Origin of the sequence: Mangrovibacterium sp., assembly GCF_041596335.1 — a bacterium.
Classification (GTDB): Bacteria; Bacteroidota; Bacteroidia; order Bacteroidales; family Prolixibacteraceae; genus Mangrovibacterium.
Window position 1 is genome coordinate 41,037 of the sequence record NZ_JBFHIT010000030.1, and the last position, 18,510, is coordinate 59,546.

Genomic DNA, 18,510 nt, shown 5'->3' on the forward strand with positions numbered 1-18,510 from the left:
AAAATCGTTGACATATGACACACGAAATAAAATGCTTGTTTCAAACTTTAGCCCAATGGCAGCAGTTGAATAAAAAGGCTGTTCTTGTTACGGTTGTCGGCCTGGAAGGCTCTTCTTATCGCCGCCCCGGGGTGCGGATGGTTATCAATGAAAACGGAGATTCAGTCGGAGCTGTCAGCGGTGGTTGTGTTGAAGGAGAAATTTCTCGTCAGGCGCAGACGGTATTCCAACGCGGGACGTCCAAAATGATCACTTATGATGGTCGTTTCCGCTTAGGCTGCGATGGCAATATCCTGATACTCATTGAACCGGTTTTTCTTAGCTATGAATTGATTAACGCTTTTAGTAAAGCATTGAAAAAAAGGCTGCCATTTAGCATGAAAGCCTACTTTAAATCATCCGTTGGTGAATACGAAAATCTGGGCACCTTGTGTGAGCTAAACGGAGAAAGCTACTCACTTAATCCCAACTTTAATCCGAAGAAAATTGAAGATCAGCAATCTTTCGTACAATCGTTTGATCCTCCGTTTCAATTGTACATTTTTGGTGCCGAACACGATGCGGTTCATTTGTGCAAATCAGCCGCCCTGTTGGGGTGGGATGTTACTGTCGTCGCCTCTCCCGACGATTCGAAAACAATCGAATTTTTCCCCGGCGCCAAATCAATTATCACCCCATCCTTCGGGGAAATCAATCAATCGCTGTTTGACAAACAGACGGCAATTGTGATGATGACGCACAGTTTGAACAAAGATGTCCAGTATTTACTGGCGCTTAAGGATGTCACCCCTGCTTATCTCGGTCTACTTGGGTCTGTGAAACGACGAGAGAGAATTTTGTCAAGCCTTCTGGAATTCAACCCCGAACTATCCATTGACTTTTTAGATCAGATCCACGGGCCTGCCGGAATCAACGTGGGAGTGGAAACTGCCGAAGAAATAGCGGTATCTGTCCTGGCCGAGATACTAAGCGTCATCCGCCGACAGGAACCGATTGCTTTACGGAACAAAACAGGTTCGATCCATGGCTGAAATTTCTATTTTACTCTTAGCGGCGGGATCATCATCCCGAATGGGACAACCCAAACAATTGCTCCCCTGGGGATCATACAACTTAATTGAGTTTCAAATTCAGCAGTTGCTGAATACCGGGTATCCCGTATTTGTCGTGCTTGGTTCGCAGTCAGCGCAAACCAGACCATTTGTCGAAAGATATCCGGCTACTGTCTTATTGAATAAGGATTGGCCGGCAGGTATGGGAAGTTCTATTTCCGCGGCAATCACTCAAATGACCAAAAAATTTCCGGAAACCGAAGGCATCTTGATCACCCTGATTGATCAGCCCATGGTCTCCGCAGTACATCTGAAAAAAATGATCGAAAACTTCAACCCAAACAGGATCGTCGCATCGCGATCGAAAAACGGTTGGCAGGGCGTACCCGCTCTTTTTGGTAAAAGTTACTTCGATGATCTCAAGAAATTAAATGGCGAAAAAGGGGCAAAAAGATTGATTACTGACAATAATGAATGGGTGATTTGTGTAGATTCCGACAGTGAACTCGAAGATATGGACACCCGTGAAAAGTATCAGGAAATGCTGGCTGCTTTTTTAAAAAGTCAATCTGCCGGCTAATGAAACTGCCATTAAAACTGCAAGTTCCAAACACATATCAGACCTGTTTTACAATCGATGCATGAGCTGACAATTACCGGCGGCAACATAGAAAGAAAGGCTGCCCGAAAATTTCTCGAACAGCCTTTCGCTTAGATCTATAGAACCATTAACTGATCTGAAATTGCATATTTATTAGTTACTTCTTCCGGATTCAGTTCTGCGAGACGATTAATATCCGTCGTTTTGTCCAAGATCGGCGTCTTTATTCAAGTCGATTTCAGCTTGAGGGATCGGGAACAACACATGGTGAGCTTCCAACCCGTTTGTTGTTTCGATGTTTCCATTAGCCAAAGTAGTCGTTCCGTTCAACCTCGTGGCACGTTCAATTAGTGTTCCGGTGCGAATTAAGGTTTCCCGACGATTTTCCTCAGCTAACAATTCCCGAGCACGTTCATCCAAAATAAAATCGAGCGTAATGTCGCCTGACGTAACTTCGGGAGCCCGAGCACGATCGCGCAATTCATTGATATCATCTGCTGCACCATCCAAATCATTTTGTCTGAAACGTGCTTCAGCTCTCAACAGGTACGTTTCGCCCAAACGCATCAAAACAAAGTCCTTCCACATCCCATAACCAAAGGTATCACGCGGGTCGAAATGTCCCCATTTTAAGGTGTAAGGTGCCAATTTGTATATGGTATCCAACGCATTCACTTTCAATGTTCCGTAAGTCCCCCCCAAATCAAAGGTTACGTCCTGACCATAGGGAACCGGCTGACCATAAACCACCGCATACTTGGCATCCGGATTATTGAAATAGTGCTGGCGGTGCAGACTATACCGTGAATTTCGCATATCACCATCATCATACAATTCATACACAACCCAGTTGTTTAAACGAACACGACCTAATCCACGTCCTCCAAGTGTATCGCAAGGAGTCATCCCCGGCACATCGTGATAGCCACCACCCCATACGCGACGTTGTTGTGGATAATTAGTGCTTCCACCGGGTACATCCGCTGGATTCTCCTGTTCCAAAATCCAAATTGCTTCCGTGTTTCCCTGGTTACGCCGTTGCTTGCCAACACGGAACATATCCGAGAACGCATCGCCTCCATTGCTTGTATCTCCGTATCGTTCTGTAATGAGGCTAAATTTACCTGAGGTAATAATGGCTGTACATTGCGTTTCGGCATCAGCATATTTTCCAACACGTAGATAAACCGTAGCCAACAACTGGCGAGCCATCGATTTATTCGCGCGAGCTTGGCTTACGGCATCAATATCTCCGAGATTGTTAATTGCGTAAAGCAAATCACTCTCAATTACGGTGTTGATTTCAGAAACTGCATTGCGCGTGAAATCTGTTTTCGGTTCAGTCAGCGGAGCGGTCAATAAAGGAACATCGCCCCAAAACGTTACCAGCTGGTTGTAAGCCCAGGCTCTGAAGAATTTTGCTTCGGAACTGTAGGCAGCTACTTCTGCTGCGGTCATGTCGGTAGCACTCGTTTTGTCAGCATTACTGATCATTACGTTCGCGTTGTTGATTAACGTATAGAGGTAATCCCAGTATTTCTCGGCGGCAGCGTCCGTTGAAGTTAAGCTTTCATAATTGAAATAAGGGCGTGCATCACCATTCGACCGCCCCATTGGCGCCCAAAGAATATCAGTCCCTAACTGGAACATCCCCAGCCTGGTCTGATCCCAGGTAGTGGTTAACGCTGTGCTGTAATGATTATACAAACCGATCGAAGCAGCTTCAAAACCAAGCTTGTTATCAAGTGTTGAAGGAGCATAGGCATCCAGTACCTCTTCATCCAAAAACGATTTGGAACAGGCCGTGATTATTGTTAGGATAACACCGGCACTCAATATTATTCTGATATATTTTTTCATAATTATTTTCATTTTTTTTCAGGTGCTAAAATTACAAAGTTAGGTTAAGTCCAAATGAAATCGTACGTACAGGAGGGTAATTGTTAGTCCAATTGCCCGATCCCCTTGAATCGTAATTCATTTCCGGATCCCATCCAAACCACTTTGTAAAGGTGTGCAGGTTTCTACCGGTTGCAAAAAGAGTTAATCCGCCGATGTTATACTCATTTAAGAAAGCTTTTGGAACAGAATAACTCAGTGTCACATCTTTTATGCGAACGTAGCTCCAGTCTTCAGCAAAACCATAGCCTCTGACATTTTTGTACGCGGCCAATGAAGGCCAGTAGTTACTGGGGTTATCAGCGGTCCAGTACTCAAAGCCATCAGGGAGGTTGCGGCGCCATGCTTCATCAGCATAAGTCAGGTCACGGTTCGATTTCAAACCACCATGAGAGATCTGAAGGAAGGCGCTTAATGTGAAGTTTTTATAGGTGAATGTGTTTGTAATACCACCGGTCCATTTGGGGTCGGTTCGCCCTAAAATCACTTTATCATCTGAGCTAATCTTACCATCAGCAACATCAGCCACACCGTCTCCGTCGGTATCAACAGTCAGCTGGTCTTTGAATTTCAAATCACCCGCTTGAGACACAGGATCTGAAGTTGATGTATCTTCTCCTGTTTGCCAAATGCCTACCTTCTCATAGTCGTAATAATTTTTCAGCGACTCGCCAATAAACCAGCGGTTACCAATGTCGTCTTTCCCATCACCATAAAGTTCCAGAATCTTATTTCTATAAGTTGAGAAGTTTAGGTCGGTGGTCCATTTGAAATCGGCAGTTTTAATATTTATAGTTTTAATAGTCACATCCAGACCAACGTTCTGCATTTTACCCAGGTTGGCCCAAATGCTTGAATAACCTGTGATTCCGGGTAAATTACGTTTCAATAGAATGTCGCTTGTTTTTGTTTTGTAAACCTCGACTGTACCACTTACTCGGAAGTCGAACAAACTAAAGTCGACACCGAGGTTAGCAGAGTTCGTACTTTCCCAGTTCAGGTTTCCATTCCCCAAACTATTGTACAGGATACCAGTATAGGCTGTTCCTCCAAATGGATACTGAACAGTTGCGGCAGTCGAAGCAGTTTGGTTAACACCAATAGCCATGTTGCCGGTTTCACCGTAAGAAAGACGGAGCTTCAATTGATTTACTGTTGGACTATCCTCCAGAAAACTTTCATTTGCAATATTCCAACCTAAAGCAACCGAAGGAAACAACCCGTATTTATTGGTGTTCGCACCAAAGGCCGAATAACCGTCGCGACGTGCAGTAACAGTAAATAAATAACGGCTATCGTATGAATAGTTGATGCGCCCCATTTGCGAGAGCAAAGTATACTCATCACCTTCCGAATCAACCGACTGAGACACGCCCGCTTTCAAATCGTAGTAAGAAAGTGCATCGTTAATGAATCCTGAAGCGTTTGCCCACGATCTGAAATAGGTTACTTTTTGAGCTGAGTAAAGACCTGTGAAATCAATGTGATGCTTCCCGAAATCTTTGGTGTACGAAAGAATATTCTCCACAACCCAGTTATCAGTTTGCCAGTTCGATACTGCTGCAGTTCCGTTATTATCATTAGCCGCCCGACCAGAATAATTGGCCTGCCTGTAGATGTTATAAATATATGAGGCATTCATCCGGTATTTCAATCCTTCAATTCCCGGCGTTAATTCAACATAGCCGTTACCAGTCAGGTTCAATGCTCTGTCCAAACGATCCTTTGTCAATCCTAACAACGGGTTTGCAAAAAGTTGTTCCGGCGCCATGGGATAGATAATGTAATTGCCGTTTTCGTCGCGCGGTTTTGAAAACGGACTCATGGCATTCGCTTCCAAAAAGTTTACACGGCCACCGTCGTAATTATTATTGGTAAAGAATGCCGACGTACCAACTTTTAAAAAATCATTGATCTTAGCGTCAAGATTAGAGCGGAAACTGGCACGCTTATAGTGATAACCTTTAACTATCCCTTTTTCATCGAGATAACCACCGGAAACGAAATATTGCACTCTATCGGTACCACCTGAAATACTTATGCTATGATCCTGCAGCAATCCGGTCTGCGATACTTCGTCCATCCAGTCGGTTGGCGTATAATTTCCCTGCTGCCATGCTTCATAGTTTTCAACTTCAGAAGCATTGGGTAATACCGAAGTTTGTGTCAACCCGTTGGCTGTATTGAAATCTGCATATTTCTGCACATAGGTTTCCGGATCCATCGGGGTCAACTTGTGAGCAATACTCTCAACACCTACATGGCCATTGTAGGTGATAACCGGCTTGCCATCTTTTTGTGAACCGCGTTTTGTGGTGATCAAAATTACACCGTTCGCACCACGGGTACCGTAAATCGCGACAGCAGATGCGTCTTTCAGAATTTCGATTGACTCAATGTCGTTTGGATTAATGTCGTTGGTTTGACCAAAGAATGGAATACCATCCAACACAATAAACGGACTGGTACTGGCATTGATTGAGTTGACACCACGAATTTGCATGCTGCCTGAACTACCTGGAACCGACGACGTTTGTGTTACGTTTAAACCAGCTGTCGAACCTTCAATGGCATGCATCAGGTTCGTTACCGGTACTTTTCCCAAGCGGTCTGAAGGAACGGAAGTTACCGAACCGGTAATATCAGAACGCTTTTGCACACCATAACCAACAACCACGACTTCATCCACACCGATGATTTCGTCCTGCATCGTTATCGAGAAAGCAGTTTGGTTGCCAACAGGGATCTCCTGAGGTTGCATACCAATAAAACTGAAAGAAAGTACGTCGGTAGCCTTCACACCAGCTAAGCTGAAATTTCCGTCAAAATCAGAGATTGTTCCGACATTGGTTCCTTTTACAACAATCGTAACTCCTGGTAATGGTAGACCATCGGAAGATACAACATGGCCCGTTACAGAACCGGTTTGCATTTGCACTTTTGGGCTGTCTTGCGCCATCAGCATAATATGACGTTCAATCACCTTGTAGGTCACATTGGTCCCATCTAACAGGTCTGCCATAACTTCATCAATCGTTTTTTCTTGGGCATCGATGCTCACATGCCGTTCCACGTCGACCTGTTTGGTGTCGTACATAAAGGAATAGTTCGACTGATTTTCAATCTCATTCAGAACATCCTTGATTTGACGATTCTGAATTTTTAGGTTTAATTTCGAGTTTTGAGCAAAACTCCCTCCGAACACAGTTAGTGTCGTTAGCAAGGTTAAGATAACTGTTAGCTTCATAGTCAAAAGCATTTTTTTTGCACACGAGTTACCCCGGTACAAATTCAATCGTTTTTTTTTCATAATTTTACGAGATCAGTTATGAATCCGGAATACAGTCATATTTAGCGGTATGCGATGTATTCAGATTCGGTTTAACAATTGATAATATGCAGGAAAGGTGGCCGCCTTTCCTGTTTTATTTTAAGAATTTCTTTTCGTTTTGATGTACACCTGCTCCCCCTCTATTTCATATTGAATTGGTGTTATTTCTGAAATCAGATCCAGCATCTCACGCAAACTTTCTGTCATTAACTTGAAGGTATAACGGTGATTGTCGTATAGTGATTCCTCCAGCTGAATGCTTACCCCATACCAACTTTCCAAATATTCAATAACCTCACCGAATGGTTTATCTTTAAAGACAAGCACACCTTGCGTCCAGGCAATGAGCGCTTCCGGATTGTCCGTTTTTTCAACGCTGTAGTGCCTGTCTTTCATTTTCAACTGTTCGCCGGGAGCCAAATAAGTCAGCGATTTCGCGTTATCATCCAGCACTTGCACCTTCCCTTCCACCAGGGTTACTTCCGATACCTGGTGTTTCAAATCTTCTTTCACGTTGAAGTGCGTCCCCAAAACCTTCACCTGCAAATCGTTTGCATGCACAACAAAAGGTTTACGCTTGTTTTTTGTGACTTCGAAATAACCTTCGCCTGAGATAAAAACCTCTCGCTCACCGAAGTTAAAATTGGTGGCATATTTTAAGGAAGAACCGGAGTTAAGCCAAACTTTGGTACTATCGGGCAACACCAGCTGCGTTCGTTGCCCCGGCGCTGCATACACCGTCGAATATGCCTCCATTGTCTCTTCCACTGCTTTATCTCCGGAAAACCATCTCCCGGCTATAAAGACAAATACCAGAATAGCTGCAGCGACGGCATATTTCAACAACGGTAACAAAATGATTTTACGCCCTTTTTGTTTGGGCTGCACACGGGTAATTAGTTCCGCCCAAAGTTTTTCCATGTCGGGTTCATAAAAATCAGGAACCTGGCGTGTAATCAATTGGGTATCGACAATCACCCTGAACAACTCAATATTTTCTGCCGATTCGTTTAACCATGCTTTTACAATGGCTTCATTTTGCTTATCTGACTGATTTTTCAGATAGGCTCCGATAGCGTCCCATGGTGTTTGACTTTCTTTCATTACGGTGTTGTTGTTGGTATGACGTCGGGAAAATAGAAATCCCTCAACGGATTTTTATTTTCTTGCAATAATTTTTTCGAATGCGAATTAAAGTGCAGTAACCCAGATCGTAAAAATCTGTTTATAAAATGGTCGAAGTTGTGTTCGTAGCTTGCGTAAGGCAATGCCCACATGGTTTTCTACTGTTTTGGGACTCAAGCCCAACTTTTCAGCGATTTCCTTGTGCGACAGATTTTCCTCCCAGGCCATCTTATAAATTTTGCGGCTTTGATCGGGAAGTGAATCCACCGCTGCCTGAATTATTTCCCGCAATTCCTTATTTTCCAGATACAGGTGAGATCGTTCGTCAGCAATTACCGACTGTTCTTCAATATCCAAACTTCTTAATAAATGATTTTTATTGCGTCGAAAAATACTGATGGCTCGGTTCTTTGCAGCAGTATATAAATAGGCTTTAACACTTGTATGGATATTTAGCTGATCGCTCTTTTCCCAAATGGTCGTGAAAATTTCTAAAGCAATCTCTTCAGCAAAACGGCGATCATGCAAGTAACTCAGAAGGAAATTACACAAATCAGAAAAATGCCGGTCAAACAATATACGATAGGCCTTCAAATCGCCTTGGGCAATCCGGCTTAGTATTTCCTGTTCAGTTTGATATGGTATTTGATTTGCCAATTTTATGTTTTCCCTGAAGAAAAGTATTATCGATTTTTTGAACGAAATTCTCCTGCACTTTTCACAGCGAAAACGCCGTTTGGTAAACGCATGCAGAATAACTTATCTCCGACAAATATAAAATTCCTTATCGAGATCCAATTTTTTATTTCAATCAAAGCAAACCAGCTTGTTCGTAACTCCAACCGATTAATGTGTCCAAAGTGTTGACGATTCATTAATTTTGCTCTTCAAATCATTCCACATAAATGCCCTATGAGATTACAAAAGTTAAAACTGAAAAAAGCTGAAGAGATCGCGAATAGCATTTCTCACGGAGTTGGTGTAGCTTTGGCAATCGCCGGAGTTGTTTTACTGAATGTCTTTGGTGCGTTACACGGAAACATCTGGCATATTATCAGCTTTTCAATTTTTGGAGTGAGCATGATATTGCTTTATCTCGCCTCAACGCTCTACCATGGAGTGAAAAAGCCCCGGCTGAAGGAAAAGCTTAATCGATTCGACCATTCAGCGATTTACATCCTGATCGCCGGTTCCTATACACCAATCACGTTAACCTCGCTGCGGGGCTGGGTCGGTTGGACACTTTTCGGGCTGGTGTGGTCGTTGGCTATCGCAGGGGTTGTTTTTAAAATGTGGTTTTATAAACCCCGCTGGCGCAACCTGTCAACAGCCCTTTACATCGCCATGGGATGGCTGATTATTTTTGCCATTGTACCGGTAATCCGCAATGTACCGGCCACATCACTCTGGTTTTTATTGGCAGGTGGACTAAGTTACACTGCAGGGGCCGCATTCTATTCCTTTCCAAAAGTTCCGTTCTTTCATCTGGTTTTCCACTTTTTCATTCTGGGTGGATCAATCTGCCATTTCTTTGCCTTTCTGTATTTGCTCCCGATTCAATAACCACTCCATTGTTGCAATCCCCGCAGCATGTTGGCATTGGGAACTTTTAACAATTCTCACCAAACAAATTTACGCGTGCGATTGTCCTTAAAAGAAAAAGCAATGAAAGTACCGGCACTTCTCGTCCTTATGTTTGTTTGCTTTAGCGGCAGTGCGCAGGAGAAGAAACTAAAAAATGAAACCATGGAATTCAAACAATTAAATGATTTTGAACGGTATGTTATTCTCGAAAAAGGAACTGAACGACCGTTTACCGGGCAATACTACGATTTTAGCGAAAATGGTACCTACACCTGTAAACAATGCAACGCGCCGCTGTATAAATCAAACGACAAGTTCGACTCAGGCTGTGGCTGGCCAAGTTTTGATGATGAAATTCCGGGCGCAGTCAAAAAATCGGTTGACGCCGACGGACGTCGGACGGAAATTACCTGCGCCAACTGTGGCGGACACCTTGGGCACGTGTTTTACGGCGAAAGGTTGACGGACAAAAATACCCGCCACTGTGTGAATTCGGTTTCGCTGAACTTTGAACCCACCAACAAGAAATAAAAAAAACCGGCAAGTAGAGCGCTACCTGCCGGTTGAATAATTTCGTTTACCACCTTCGGTTAAAACCGAGCCGATAAATTAATGTTTAACTGGGGAGCAAGTCTGTAACCGTGCGAACAACGTTCAAAAACCAAATCACCAACTCTGTAATAAGGGGTTCCACCAAAGTAAACGCGCTTGTATTGCCCCGGCAGACTGCTAAAAACAAAAGCTGAAGGAGTTGCTACACGAACATAGCCTACGTGTGGTCGATAGGTATAATAAGATCCTGAGTGATAGTAAAAATCGCCATGTGCATGTTTTAACCGAACAGGGCTATAGTCGAACTGGCGATACACTTGTCCGTAATGCGGATGATGATAGGCGTAGCGTTGGTCATTGTAAGGTTTGCTCTTTACAACATTCCGCTGATAGCGATTGTAGTTGTAGGCTTTCCGTTCATTTTTCGAATTGTAGTGGTAGTCTGACCGGGCATCGTAACTATTACGCTCATTTTTTTTCTCGTACTTATATTCCTTTTTGGCTGCCTTTTTAGAATCGTTCTTTTGAGCTTCTGCTGTAAAACTGACTAAGCCGAATCCGGCGATCATGGCTACTGCAGCGATCTGGTATTTTAGATTTGTTTTCATGACTTCGTGGTTTAAAATTCAACTTAAATTGTTTGTTCTCTTTTACCGATATCAGTTGATCGAGAATTTACAAACGGCATGCCAAAACCACAACAACATAAATTTCAAACACTTACAGCAACAAGCAAATACTATATTTTTTGCATTCTGCTTCGGAAATGCAATTAGATTGTTATTTTTGCAGCAAAATTTGAAACGGTGGGACGCATTTTAGCTATTGATTACGGAAAAAAAAGGGTTGGATTGGCAGTAACTGATCCAATGCAACTGATCGCGACGAAACTAACGACTGTTCCGAGCCACCAGTTATTTAACTTTCTGAAGGAATACTTCGCGAAGGAAAATGTAGAGCAAGTGATCATCGGATATCCGTTGCAATTGAACAATGAAGCCTCTGAAGCCGTTTTGTATATCAATCCGTTCTTAAAGCGGTTTCAAAAGTTATACCCGGAGATGCCGATTGAACAGGTCGATGAACGGTTTACCTCCAGAATGGCTTTTCAAACGATGATTGATGCCGGATTAAAAAAGAAAGACAGACAAAATAAAGCGACGATTGATGCGGTTAGTGCGACTATTATCCTGCAATCGTATTTAGAACAAAAAAAATACAGATAATGATTTACCCGATTACTGTTTACGGAGAACCACTTTTGCGGAAGATTGCCCAACCGATTGAAAAGGATTACCCAAATTTCGATCAGCTGGTTAAAGATATGTTTGATACCATGTATTTCTCGGACGGAGTTGGCCTGGCTGCTCCTCAAATCGGGCTATCGATCCGGATGTTTGTAATTGACGCGTCGACCGCTGCTGAAGAAGAACCGGAGTTGGAAGGATTTAAAAAAGCATTTATCAACCCTGAAATATTGGAACTAAAAGGTGATGAATGGGTGATGAATGAGGGCTGTTTGAGTTTGCCGGAAATTAGAGAAGACGTATCGCGGCCTGAGTTTATTAAAATCAAATACCTCGACGAAAACTTTGTAGAACATATTGAAGAGTACGGCGGTTTTGCAGCCCGGGTCATTCAACACGAGTACGACCATCTGGAAGGTAAACTTCTGATCGATTATTTAACTCCATTGAAAAAACGAATGCTGAAAAGCCGACTAACAAATATTACCAAAGGAAAGGTAAAAACGAGTTATCGGATTGTGATTCCGGGCACACGAAAATAGTCGTTCGTGATAAACTTACGGGGTTTCGACTCCGAAAATCCGCTATTCATCAAATTCATAGCGTAGACTACTGGATTTCAACTATGATTTCACTGTAAATTACATGTTCATCATGAATTTACAGTGAAATTTTTTGCCAACAATCCCTTTCTAAAAATCCTTGGATTCTGGATCGCCGGTCTCCTAACCGCCAGGCATTTCCCAATTCTGCTCATTGCAACAGGATTCATACTGCTGTTCTTTCTGTGCTGGTCCATCTATCTGTCTGTAAAAAGAAAATACCCCTTCGATTTGGCGCTATCAGCCACATTGGCCAGTCTCATTTTTCTGCTGTCGGCACTAAATTACAAATTACAGCATCCGTCAGTTCCATCGGCTCCGGTCGCAGAAACTCACTTTTTGGGAAGCTTGCTTGAAAACCCAACTGAAAAACCCAATAGCTTTCAGTGTTTAATGAGAATTGACTATACTGAACCCGATTCGCTGATCGGTCGCAAACTCATCTGTTGGATCGAGAAATCGCCATCGACCGGGAACCTTCAGGTTGGGGATCAGCTGTTTTGTAAAGGCAGGTTGAATCGGGTAGAAAACCGAGGCAACCCGTTTGAATTTGATTACAAAGCTTACCTTGAGCAACAGAGCATCTTTTATAGCTGCTACTTAAAAACTGAAAACATAACGATTGCCGGTGGCAGCCCATTCAGCATCCGATTGGCTGCTGAAAAGTTCAGAAATAAACTTTTAGCCCAGCTGCGTTCTCAGCTTCCGGGTTCTGAAAGCTTTCAGGTTATTTCCGCTCTTACACTCGGCTACCGGAAAGAGCTTATGCCCGAAACAAGAGCATTTTTTACCACCACCGGAGCCATGCATGTGTTGGCTGTGAGCGGTTTGCATGTTGGACTAATTTTCATGTTTCTGCTCCGGCTGTCTCTTTTTTTGAAGCACATTCGCAAGGGAAAACTAATTCGGTTTATCCTAATTGCGACGTTTCTTTGGCTTTACGCTTTGATTACCGGCTTTTCACCTTCGGTTCAACGGGCAACAACCATGTTTACCTTCCTTTTAATTGCCGAAAGCACCAACAGGACAAACTCAATTTACAATTCGATTGCCGCTTCAGCCTTTGCACTTATACTCATCAACCCCGACATTTTGTTTGCTGTGGGATTTCAACTTTCCTATGCTGCTGTTTTAAGCATTGTCTATTTCTACCCTAAACTGGAACAAATGCTCCCAGTCAGAAACAAGCTTCTGGCTTATCCATGGCAACTGTTGTGTGTTTCAGTGGCTGCGCAAATAGGCACATTCCCTTTGAGCATTTACTACTTCAATCAATTCCCGGTTTACTTTTGGCTTAGCAATTTCGTGGTTATTCCGGCAGCCTTTATTTTGCTATCCGGAACCTTGCTCTTTTTCCTGTTTTCGGCTCTTCCTCCAATCAGTAAGATTCTGGCGATTGGCCTGGATTTTGTCAACACGCTGGTCCTCGATCTACTTAAATTTATCAGCCAACTACCCGGAGCACTGGTTGAAAACATTTCGATAACATTCGGACAGTTGACACTGCTTGTTAGCCAGATCGTGCTAATAATCATTTTTATTCACTACAAGCGAGCCCGATTGCTGCAACTCAGTTTACTGTGCTTTGTTTTGTTTCAAATAATCGGAATCAACAATAAACTAAACCTACTCAATCAACATAAACTACTTATCTATCAAGGGAAAAACCCGACGTTTCACTTCATTAACGGACGAGAAAACTATCTGATTTCCAGCGATACGAGTAACCTGTCGCCGTATATTTATTCAATGGCAGAAACCCAACTCCATCTCCATCGTCCTCATGTAATTCCACTAGTCGATTCGGTAACATTCCGCAATCGCGATATCCTGATCGAAAACCAGCTCTGCCAGTTTGGAAACGAGACCTACCTCTGGGTTGATATTCAAAAAAAGACTAAGCTGATAAAACACGCTCGCGGTGGTGACAAACCAACCGGCAATCCGCAAATCAATGCAAATTGAACTGTGCAATCGATCGCAAAACCGACAAATAAAACAGCTGAAAATTTCGAATTTCGGGAAGCAGATACTAATCGAACAAGGTGTAAAAACACGTTTTGACGCTGATATTAAGCGCCATGCAGACCTGTTAAAAATTATTCCTTTTGCATGGATATTGAAGATTTTATATGTTTCTTTGCTTGGCATATTTTAACGAAGCATACAAAATTACTCAATGAAGATTGTTATTGTCGGAGCTGGAGAAGTGGGCACTCACCTTGCAAAAATGCTGAGCAAGGAAGATCACGACATCGTATTGATGGACGATGATACTGAGAAACTGAATAAACTATCCAGCCAAGTAGATTTGCTGACCATTACCGGGTATGCCAACTCGTTTAAAGATTTAAAGGATGCTGGTGTATCAAAATCCGATTTGTTAATTGCTGTTACTCCGTACGAAGAACGAAATATTATGGCTTGTGTTATGGCCAAAGATATGGGTGTTGGACGCACAGTAGCACGGATTAACAACGGTGAATATTTGGAAGAGAAGTATAAAGAAAAACTTCGGAACCTTGGGGTTGACGAGCTAATCTATCCGGAAAGTCTGGCAGGGAAAGAAATCGCCTCGTCGGTGAAACAAGTTGGCACCCGGCAACTGATTGAATTCTCAGGCGGAAAGCTAATTTTGATGGGTATAAAAATTCGTGAAAATGCTCCGGTATTGAACAAAACGTTTGAGGAACTCTCCTTCATTGAATCTGAAATTCGTGCGGTAGCCATCAATCGTGAGAACAATACGATTATTCCGCATGGCCGGGACTACGTGCGTAGTGGAGATATTATCTTCTTCATTACCACCAGAGCGTACATGAACAAAGCCTTTGAGCTAACCGGCAAGGAAATTTTCCCCGTTCGAAATATCATGATTCTAGGAGGGAGCCGCATTGCCCAAAAGACAGTCGAACGCTTGGGAGACTATTACAACATCAAAATCATTGAATCCGATAAAGTTCGCAGCCAACAGGTAGCCGACCGCTTCGAAAATGTGTTGGTCATTAACGGCGATGGTCGCAACCTCGACCTGCTTAAAGAAGAACGGATTGAACGAATGGATGCTTTCATTGCGGTAACAGGAAATGCCGAGACCAATATCCTATCGTGCCACATGGCCAAAAGCCTCGGGATAAAACGAACCGTCGCAGAGGTTGAAAACATCGATTTCATGGGCATTGCAGAGAGCATGGACATTGGAAGTCTCATCAATAAAAAACTGATTGCCGCCAGTTACATCTACAAATATACCTTGGGAGCTCAGGTTGCCCAGGCAAAATGCCTAACGGCCTCCGAAGCCGAAGTTTTTGAGTTTATCGCCTCTGAAAACTCAAAAATTACAACAAGTCCTATCAAGGACATTGGATTTCCGCAAGATGCAACCGTGGGGGGTATCATTCGCGGACAAATGGCATTCGTCGCCAAAGGCGATACAGAGGTTCAAGCAGGAGATAAAGTTGTTGTTTTTGCGCTGCAATCAGCAATCCGAAAATTAGAAAAATTCTTTAAATAATCATTTTTACATACCCGATCTGCATATGTTCAATATCAAAGCTATTATAAAGATTCTAGGATTTTTATTAATCGTTGAAGGTGTTTTTATGCTGATCTCGATGCTGGTTGCATTGATATATGGGGGCCACGATGTTATTCCTCTTCTTCAATCATCACTGATCACAATAGTAATCGGAGGAGTCACTTCGGCCAGTATGTTTAATGCTGACAAACGGATTAACCGAAACGATGGATTCATTATTGTCAGTATGGTCTGGATACTGTTTTCATTTTTTGGCAGCCTCCCCTACTTGCTGAGCGGATCGATTGACAACATTACCGACGCTTTTTTCGAAACCATGTCGGGCTTTACCACAACCGGATCGTCAATCTTAAACGATATTGAAGCGCTCCCCAATGGGGTTTTGTTTTGGCGAAGTTTAACCCAGTGGCTTGGTGGAATGGGAATTATTGTTCTCTCGTTAGCTATTTTACCGGTCTTTGGAATTGGTGGAATGCAGCTTTTCGCCGCGGAGGTACCCGGCCCGGTACCCGACAAACTCAACCCGAGAATTCAGCAAACGGCCAAAAACCTCTGGGCCATCTACGTTTCGTTTACGGTGGTTGAATCGCTATTGCTTTGGGCGGGCGGAATGACTTTATTTGATGCCATCAACCATTCGTTTACCACAATGGCTACCGGTGGTTACTCAACCAAACAGGCATCAGTCGCGCATTGGGATTCTCCCTTCATTCAGTATGTAATTATCTTTTTCATGTTTATTGCCGGAACGAACTTTACACTGACTTACAGCGCGTTGATTGGCAAATTTGACAAAATGTACAAGAATGAAGAATTTAAATACTACGTTCTTTTTGTCGTCATATTTACTGCAATTATTTTTTCTGGTCTATTGTTAACAACCCAGTTAGGCTACGAACAAGCCTTCCGCGATACCTTATTCCAGGTTGTATCAGTAATTACGACAACCGGGTTTGCGACGGCCGACTATTTAACCTGGAAACCTTTCCTGATGGTGTTGATTTTCACCTTGTTCTTCTTCGGCGGTAGTGCCGGATCTACCGGAGGTGGGATCAAAATTATGCGAATTGTACTGTTGTTGAAAAACAGTTATTATGAATTACGCCGTCTGCTGCATCCAAACGCAGTTATTCCGGTTCGTTTCAACAAACGAGCTGTCTCTGAGCAAATCATTACAAACGTGCTGGCATTTTTCATGATCTACCTGATTATCTTTTTTGTAAGTACCGTGTTATTTACGCTAATTGAACCCGATTTGAATTCGTCAATGGGAGCCGTTGCGACTTGTTTGGGCAACATTGGCCCGGGATTAGGCAATTATGGTCCTGCAGATAATTTCTTCCATGTTCCGGCTGTCGGAAAATGGTTTTTATCTTTTTTAATGTTGCTCGGCCGATTGGAATTATTCACCGTTCTGGTGCTTTTCTCCCCGGCTTTCTGGAAAAAGTAAAGCGAAACCAGAAATCCTGTCGCTTTTAAATTTCCACTTTGCCTTTTCCCTGTCGCGTGATTTCGGGAACATCGCTCGTACAATCAACAATCGTTGAAGGAATATTGCTGCCGTAGCCACCATCGATCACCAAATCAACCAGGTCGCCAAATTTCTCTTCAATCAACTCGGGGTCAGTCGTATATTCCAGAATCTCATCTTCACTTTTTACAGAAGCCGATAGAATCGGATTCCCCAATTCGCGAACAATACTAAGTATGATTGAATTGTCCGGCACTCGAATACCAATCGTCTTCTTTTTACCTTTAAAATACTTCGGCACGTTGTTATTGGCCTCCAAAATAAATGTAAACGGCCCCGGCAAACACCGCTTCATCAATTTGAAAATATGATTCGGAATTGGTTTGGCATAGGTAGATAAGTGCCCCAGATCGCTGCATATAAACGAGAAGTTCGACTTGGCAACTTCAACATTTTTAATTCGGGCGACTCGTTCTACAGCCTTCGGTTGAGTAATATCGCAACCAACGCCATAAATCGTATCGGTTGGGTATACGATTACGCCTCCGTTTCTCAGGATCTTCACAACTCGTTGAATCTCCCGCTCATTTGGATTTTCATCGTATATTCTAATCAGCATAGCACTTAATTTTAATAGCTAAAAGTAACACAAATAACTTGGCTGCTAAAATAAAAACACGAAATTCGCCGATCGAAAAATTAACTATGGAACGTAAGATAATTCTCACTGCCGACGGTTCTCAAACCTTCTTTGTCCCCGAGCTAAATGAACATTTTCATTCGGTGCACGGAGCAATTCAGGAGTCCATGCACGTATTTATTACCAGCGGATTAATGGGCATTACCAAGGACGAAATCTGCATTTTTGAGGTTGGCTTTGGCACCGGACTAAATGCGCTGCTCACGCTGGCAAACAAAAAACCAAATCAACGGATCCGTTATTTTACGATTGAAAAATACCCCCTAAAACCAGACGAATACAACTGTTTGGATTATCCCCGGCAAATTGATCCTAAATTGGAACCGGCTTTTCAACTCATGCTCGGGAGTGAATGGAACCTGCCTGTGCAAATAGAGCCCAATTTCGAGTTTACTAAGTTTCACGACGATTTAACCAATTTCGACTTTCACGGGTTGCCATTATTCGATTTAATCTACTTCGACGCCTTTGCCCCGGGAAAACAACAGGAAATGTGGACCGATGCCCTATTTTCAAAACTAGCTGCCCACACAAAGGCCGGGGGGATATTTGTAACATACTGCGCTCAGGGCGAAGTTAGAAGATCGTTGATTCGCAGTGGCTTCAATATGAAAAGAATTCAAGGGCCACCAGGGAAAAAAGAGATGTTATTTGGAGAGAAATGCGGATAAAAAAGTTCAGTTTCAAAATTTAATCTATCTTCGTAGTTCTTTAAAAAATAGGATATGTCAGAACAAAAAACAAACAAACGTCTGGAAGATTTTAGCTATGCTTTAGGACTAAGCATTGCAAGCAATCTGATACAATC

Annotated in this window: 16 protein-coding genes; 10 read left to right on the forward strand and 6 right to left on the reverse strand. The window is 42.9% G+C overall.

The window, feature by feature from the left end:
* Positions 1 to 14: 14 nt before the first annotated feature.
* Positions 15 to 1,031 carry an XdhC family protein gene (locus ABZD21_RS11810; RefSeq protein ID WP_372775206.1) on the forward strand — a complete coding sequence of 339 codons (1,017 nt, stop codon included), beginning with the start codon at positions 15 to 17 and terminating at the stop codon, positions 1,029 to 1,031.
* The gene (locus ABZD21_RS11815) at positions 1,024 to 1,632 is read left to right on the forward strand and encodes an NTP transferase domain-containing protein (RefSeq protein WP_372775207.1); all 609 of its coding nucleotides are present in this window, start codon (positions 1,024 to 1,026) and stop codon (positions 1,630 to 1,632) included. The genes ABZD21_RS11810 and ABZD21_RS11815 overlap by 8 nt, the downstream gene beginning before the upstream one ends.
* Positions 1,633 to 1,842: 210 nt before the next feature.
* Here ABZD21_RS11815 and ABZD21_RS11820 read toward each other — a convergent pair whose 3' ends face one another.
* The 4 genes from ABZD21_RS11820 to ABZD21_RS11835 form a co-directional block, all read right to left on the reverse strand.
* Positions 1,843 to 3,513 (reverse strand): RagB/SusD family nutrient uptake outer membrane protein, encoded by a 1,671-nt coding sequence (locus ABZD21_RS11820; RefSeq protein WP_372775208.1) that lies wholly within the window; start codon positions 3,511 to 3,513, stop codon positions 1,843 to 1,845.
* Between the two features lie 31 nt (positions 3,514 to 3,544).
* Positions 3,545 to 6,799 carry a TonB-dependent receptor gene (locus tag ABZD21_RS11825; protein ID WP_372775209.1) on the reverse strand — a complete coding sequence of 1,085 codons (3,255 nt, stop codon included), beginning with the start codon at positions 6,797 to 6,799 and terminating at the stop codon, positions 3,545 to 3,547.
* Between the two features lie 183 nt (positions 6,800 to 6,982).
* Complete coding sequence (locus tag ABZD21_RS11830; protein ID WP_372775210.1) at positions 6,983 to 7,987, reverse strand: FecR family protein; 1,005 nt, start codon at positions 7,985 to 7,987, stop codon at positions 6,983 to 6,985.
* 87 nt (positions 7,988 to 8,074) lie between these two features.
* Positions 8,075 to 8,665 (reverse strand): RNA polymerase sigma-70 factor, encoded by a 591-nt coding sequence (locus tag ABZD21_RS11835; RefSeq protein ID WP_372775211.1) that lies wholly within the window; start codon positions 8,663 to 8,665, stop codon positions 8,075 to 8,077.
* 255 nt (positions 8,666 to 8,920) lie between these two features.
* Here ABZD21_RS11835 and ABZD21_RS11840 point away from each other — a divergent pair, with 255 nt between their 5' ends.
* Positions 8,921 to 9,571, forward strand: a complete 651-nt coding sequence (locus tag ABZD21_RS11840; RefSeq protein WP_372775212.1) for a hemolysin III family protein — start codon at positions 8,921 to 8,923, stop codon at positions 9,569 to 9,571.
* Between the two features lie 183 nt (positions 9,572 to 9,754).
* Entirely contained in the window at positions 9,755 to 10,123 is a 369-nt protein-coding gene (locus ABZD21_RS11845; RefSeq protein ID WP_372775213.1) for a methionine-R-sulfoxide reductase, read from the forward strand.
* A gap of 59 nt (positions 10,124 to 10,182) precedes the next feature.
* Here the strand turns inward: ABZD21_RS11845 and ABZD21_RS11850 are convergent, their stop codons facing one another.
* Positions 10,183 to 10,752: a hypothetical protein gene (locus tag ABZD21_RS11850; RefSeq protein WP_372775214.1), complete on the reverse strand. Its 570-nt coding sequence runs from the start codon at positions 10,750 to 10,752 to the stop codon at positions 10,183 to 10,185.
* Between the two features lie 198 nt (positions 10,753 to 10,950).
* Here ABZD21_RS11850 and ruvX point away from each other — a divergent pair, with 198 nt between their 5' ends.
* From ruvX to ABZD21_RS11875, 5 genes are all read left to right on the forward strand, one after another.
* Positions 10,951 to 11,370: a Holliday junction resolvase RuvX gene (gene ruvX / locus ABZD21_RS11855; protein WP_372775215.1), complete on the forward strand. Its 420-nt coding sequence runs from the start codon at positions 10,951 to 10,953 to the stop codon at positions 11,368 to 11,370.
* On the forward strand, positions 11,370 to 11,933 hold the full coding sequence (gene def, locus ABZD21_RS11860; protein ID WP_372775216.1) for a peptide deformylase: 564 nt from the start codon (positions 11,370 to 11,372) through the stop codon (positions 11,931 to 11,933). The genes ruvX and def overlap by 1 nt, the downstream gene beginning before the upstream one ends.
* 123 nt (positions 11,934 to 12,056) lie before the next feature.
* The gene (locus ABZD21_RS11865) at positions 12,057 to 13,958 is read left to right on the forward strand and encodes a ComEC/Rec2 family competence protein (protein WP_372775217.1); all 1,902 of its coding nucleotides are present in this window, start codon (positions 12,057 to 12,059) and stop codon (positions 13,956 to 13,958) included.
* A 214-nt stretch (positions 13,959 to 14,172) separates the two neighbouring features.
* Complete coding sequence (gene trkA, locus ABZD21_RS11870) at positions 14,173 to 15,507, forward strand: Trk system potassium transporter TrkA (RefSeq protein WP_372775218.1); 1,335 nt, start codon at positions 14,173 to 14,175, stop codon at positions 15,505 to 15,507.
* Positions 15,508 to 15,532: 25 nt separating this feature from the next.
* Positions 15,533 to 16,981 carry a TrkH family potassium uptake protein gene (locus ABZD21_RS11875; protein WP_372775219.1) on the forward strand — a complete coding sequence of 483 codons (1,449 nt, stop codon included), beginning with the start codon at positions 15,533 to 15,535 and terminating at the stop codon, positions 16,979 to 16,981.
* A gap of 25 nt (positions 16,982 to 17,006) precedes the next feature.
* On the opposite strand, the gene ABZD21_RS11880 is transcribed toward ABZD21_RS11875, so the two are convergent.
* On the reverse strand, positions 17,007 to 17,621 hold the full coding sequence (locus ABZD21_RS11880; protein WP_372775220.1) for an L-threonylcarbamoyladenylate synthase: 615 nt from the start codon (positions 17,619 to 17,621) through the stop codon (positions 17,007 to 17,009).
* 86 nt (positions 17,622 to 17,707) lie between these two features.
* Between ABZD21_RS11880 and mnmD the strand changes: the two genes are divergently transcribed.
* Positions 17,708 to 18,373, forward strand: coding sequence for a tRNA (5-methylaminomethyl-2-thiouridine)(34)-methyltransferase MnmD (gene mnmD / locus ABZD21_RS11885; protein WP_372775221.1), 666 nt, complete (start codon positions 17,708 to 17,710; stop codon positions 18,371 to 18,373).
* The last annotated feature ends 137 nt before the right edge of the window (positions 18,374 to 18,510 follow it).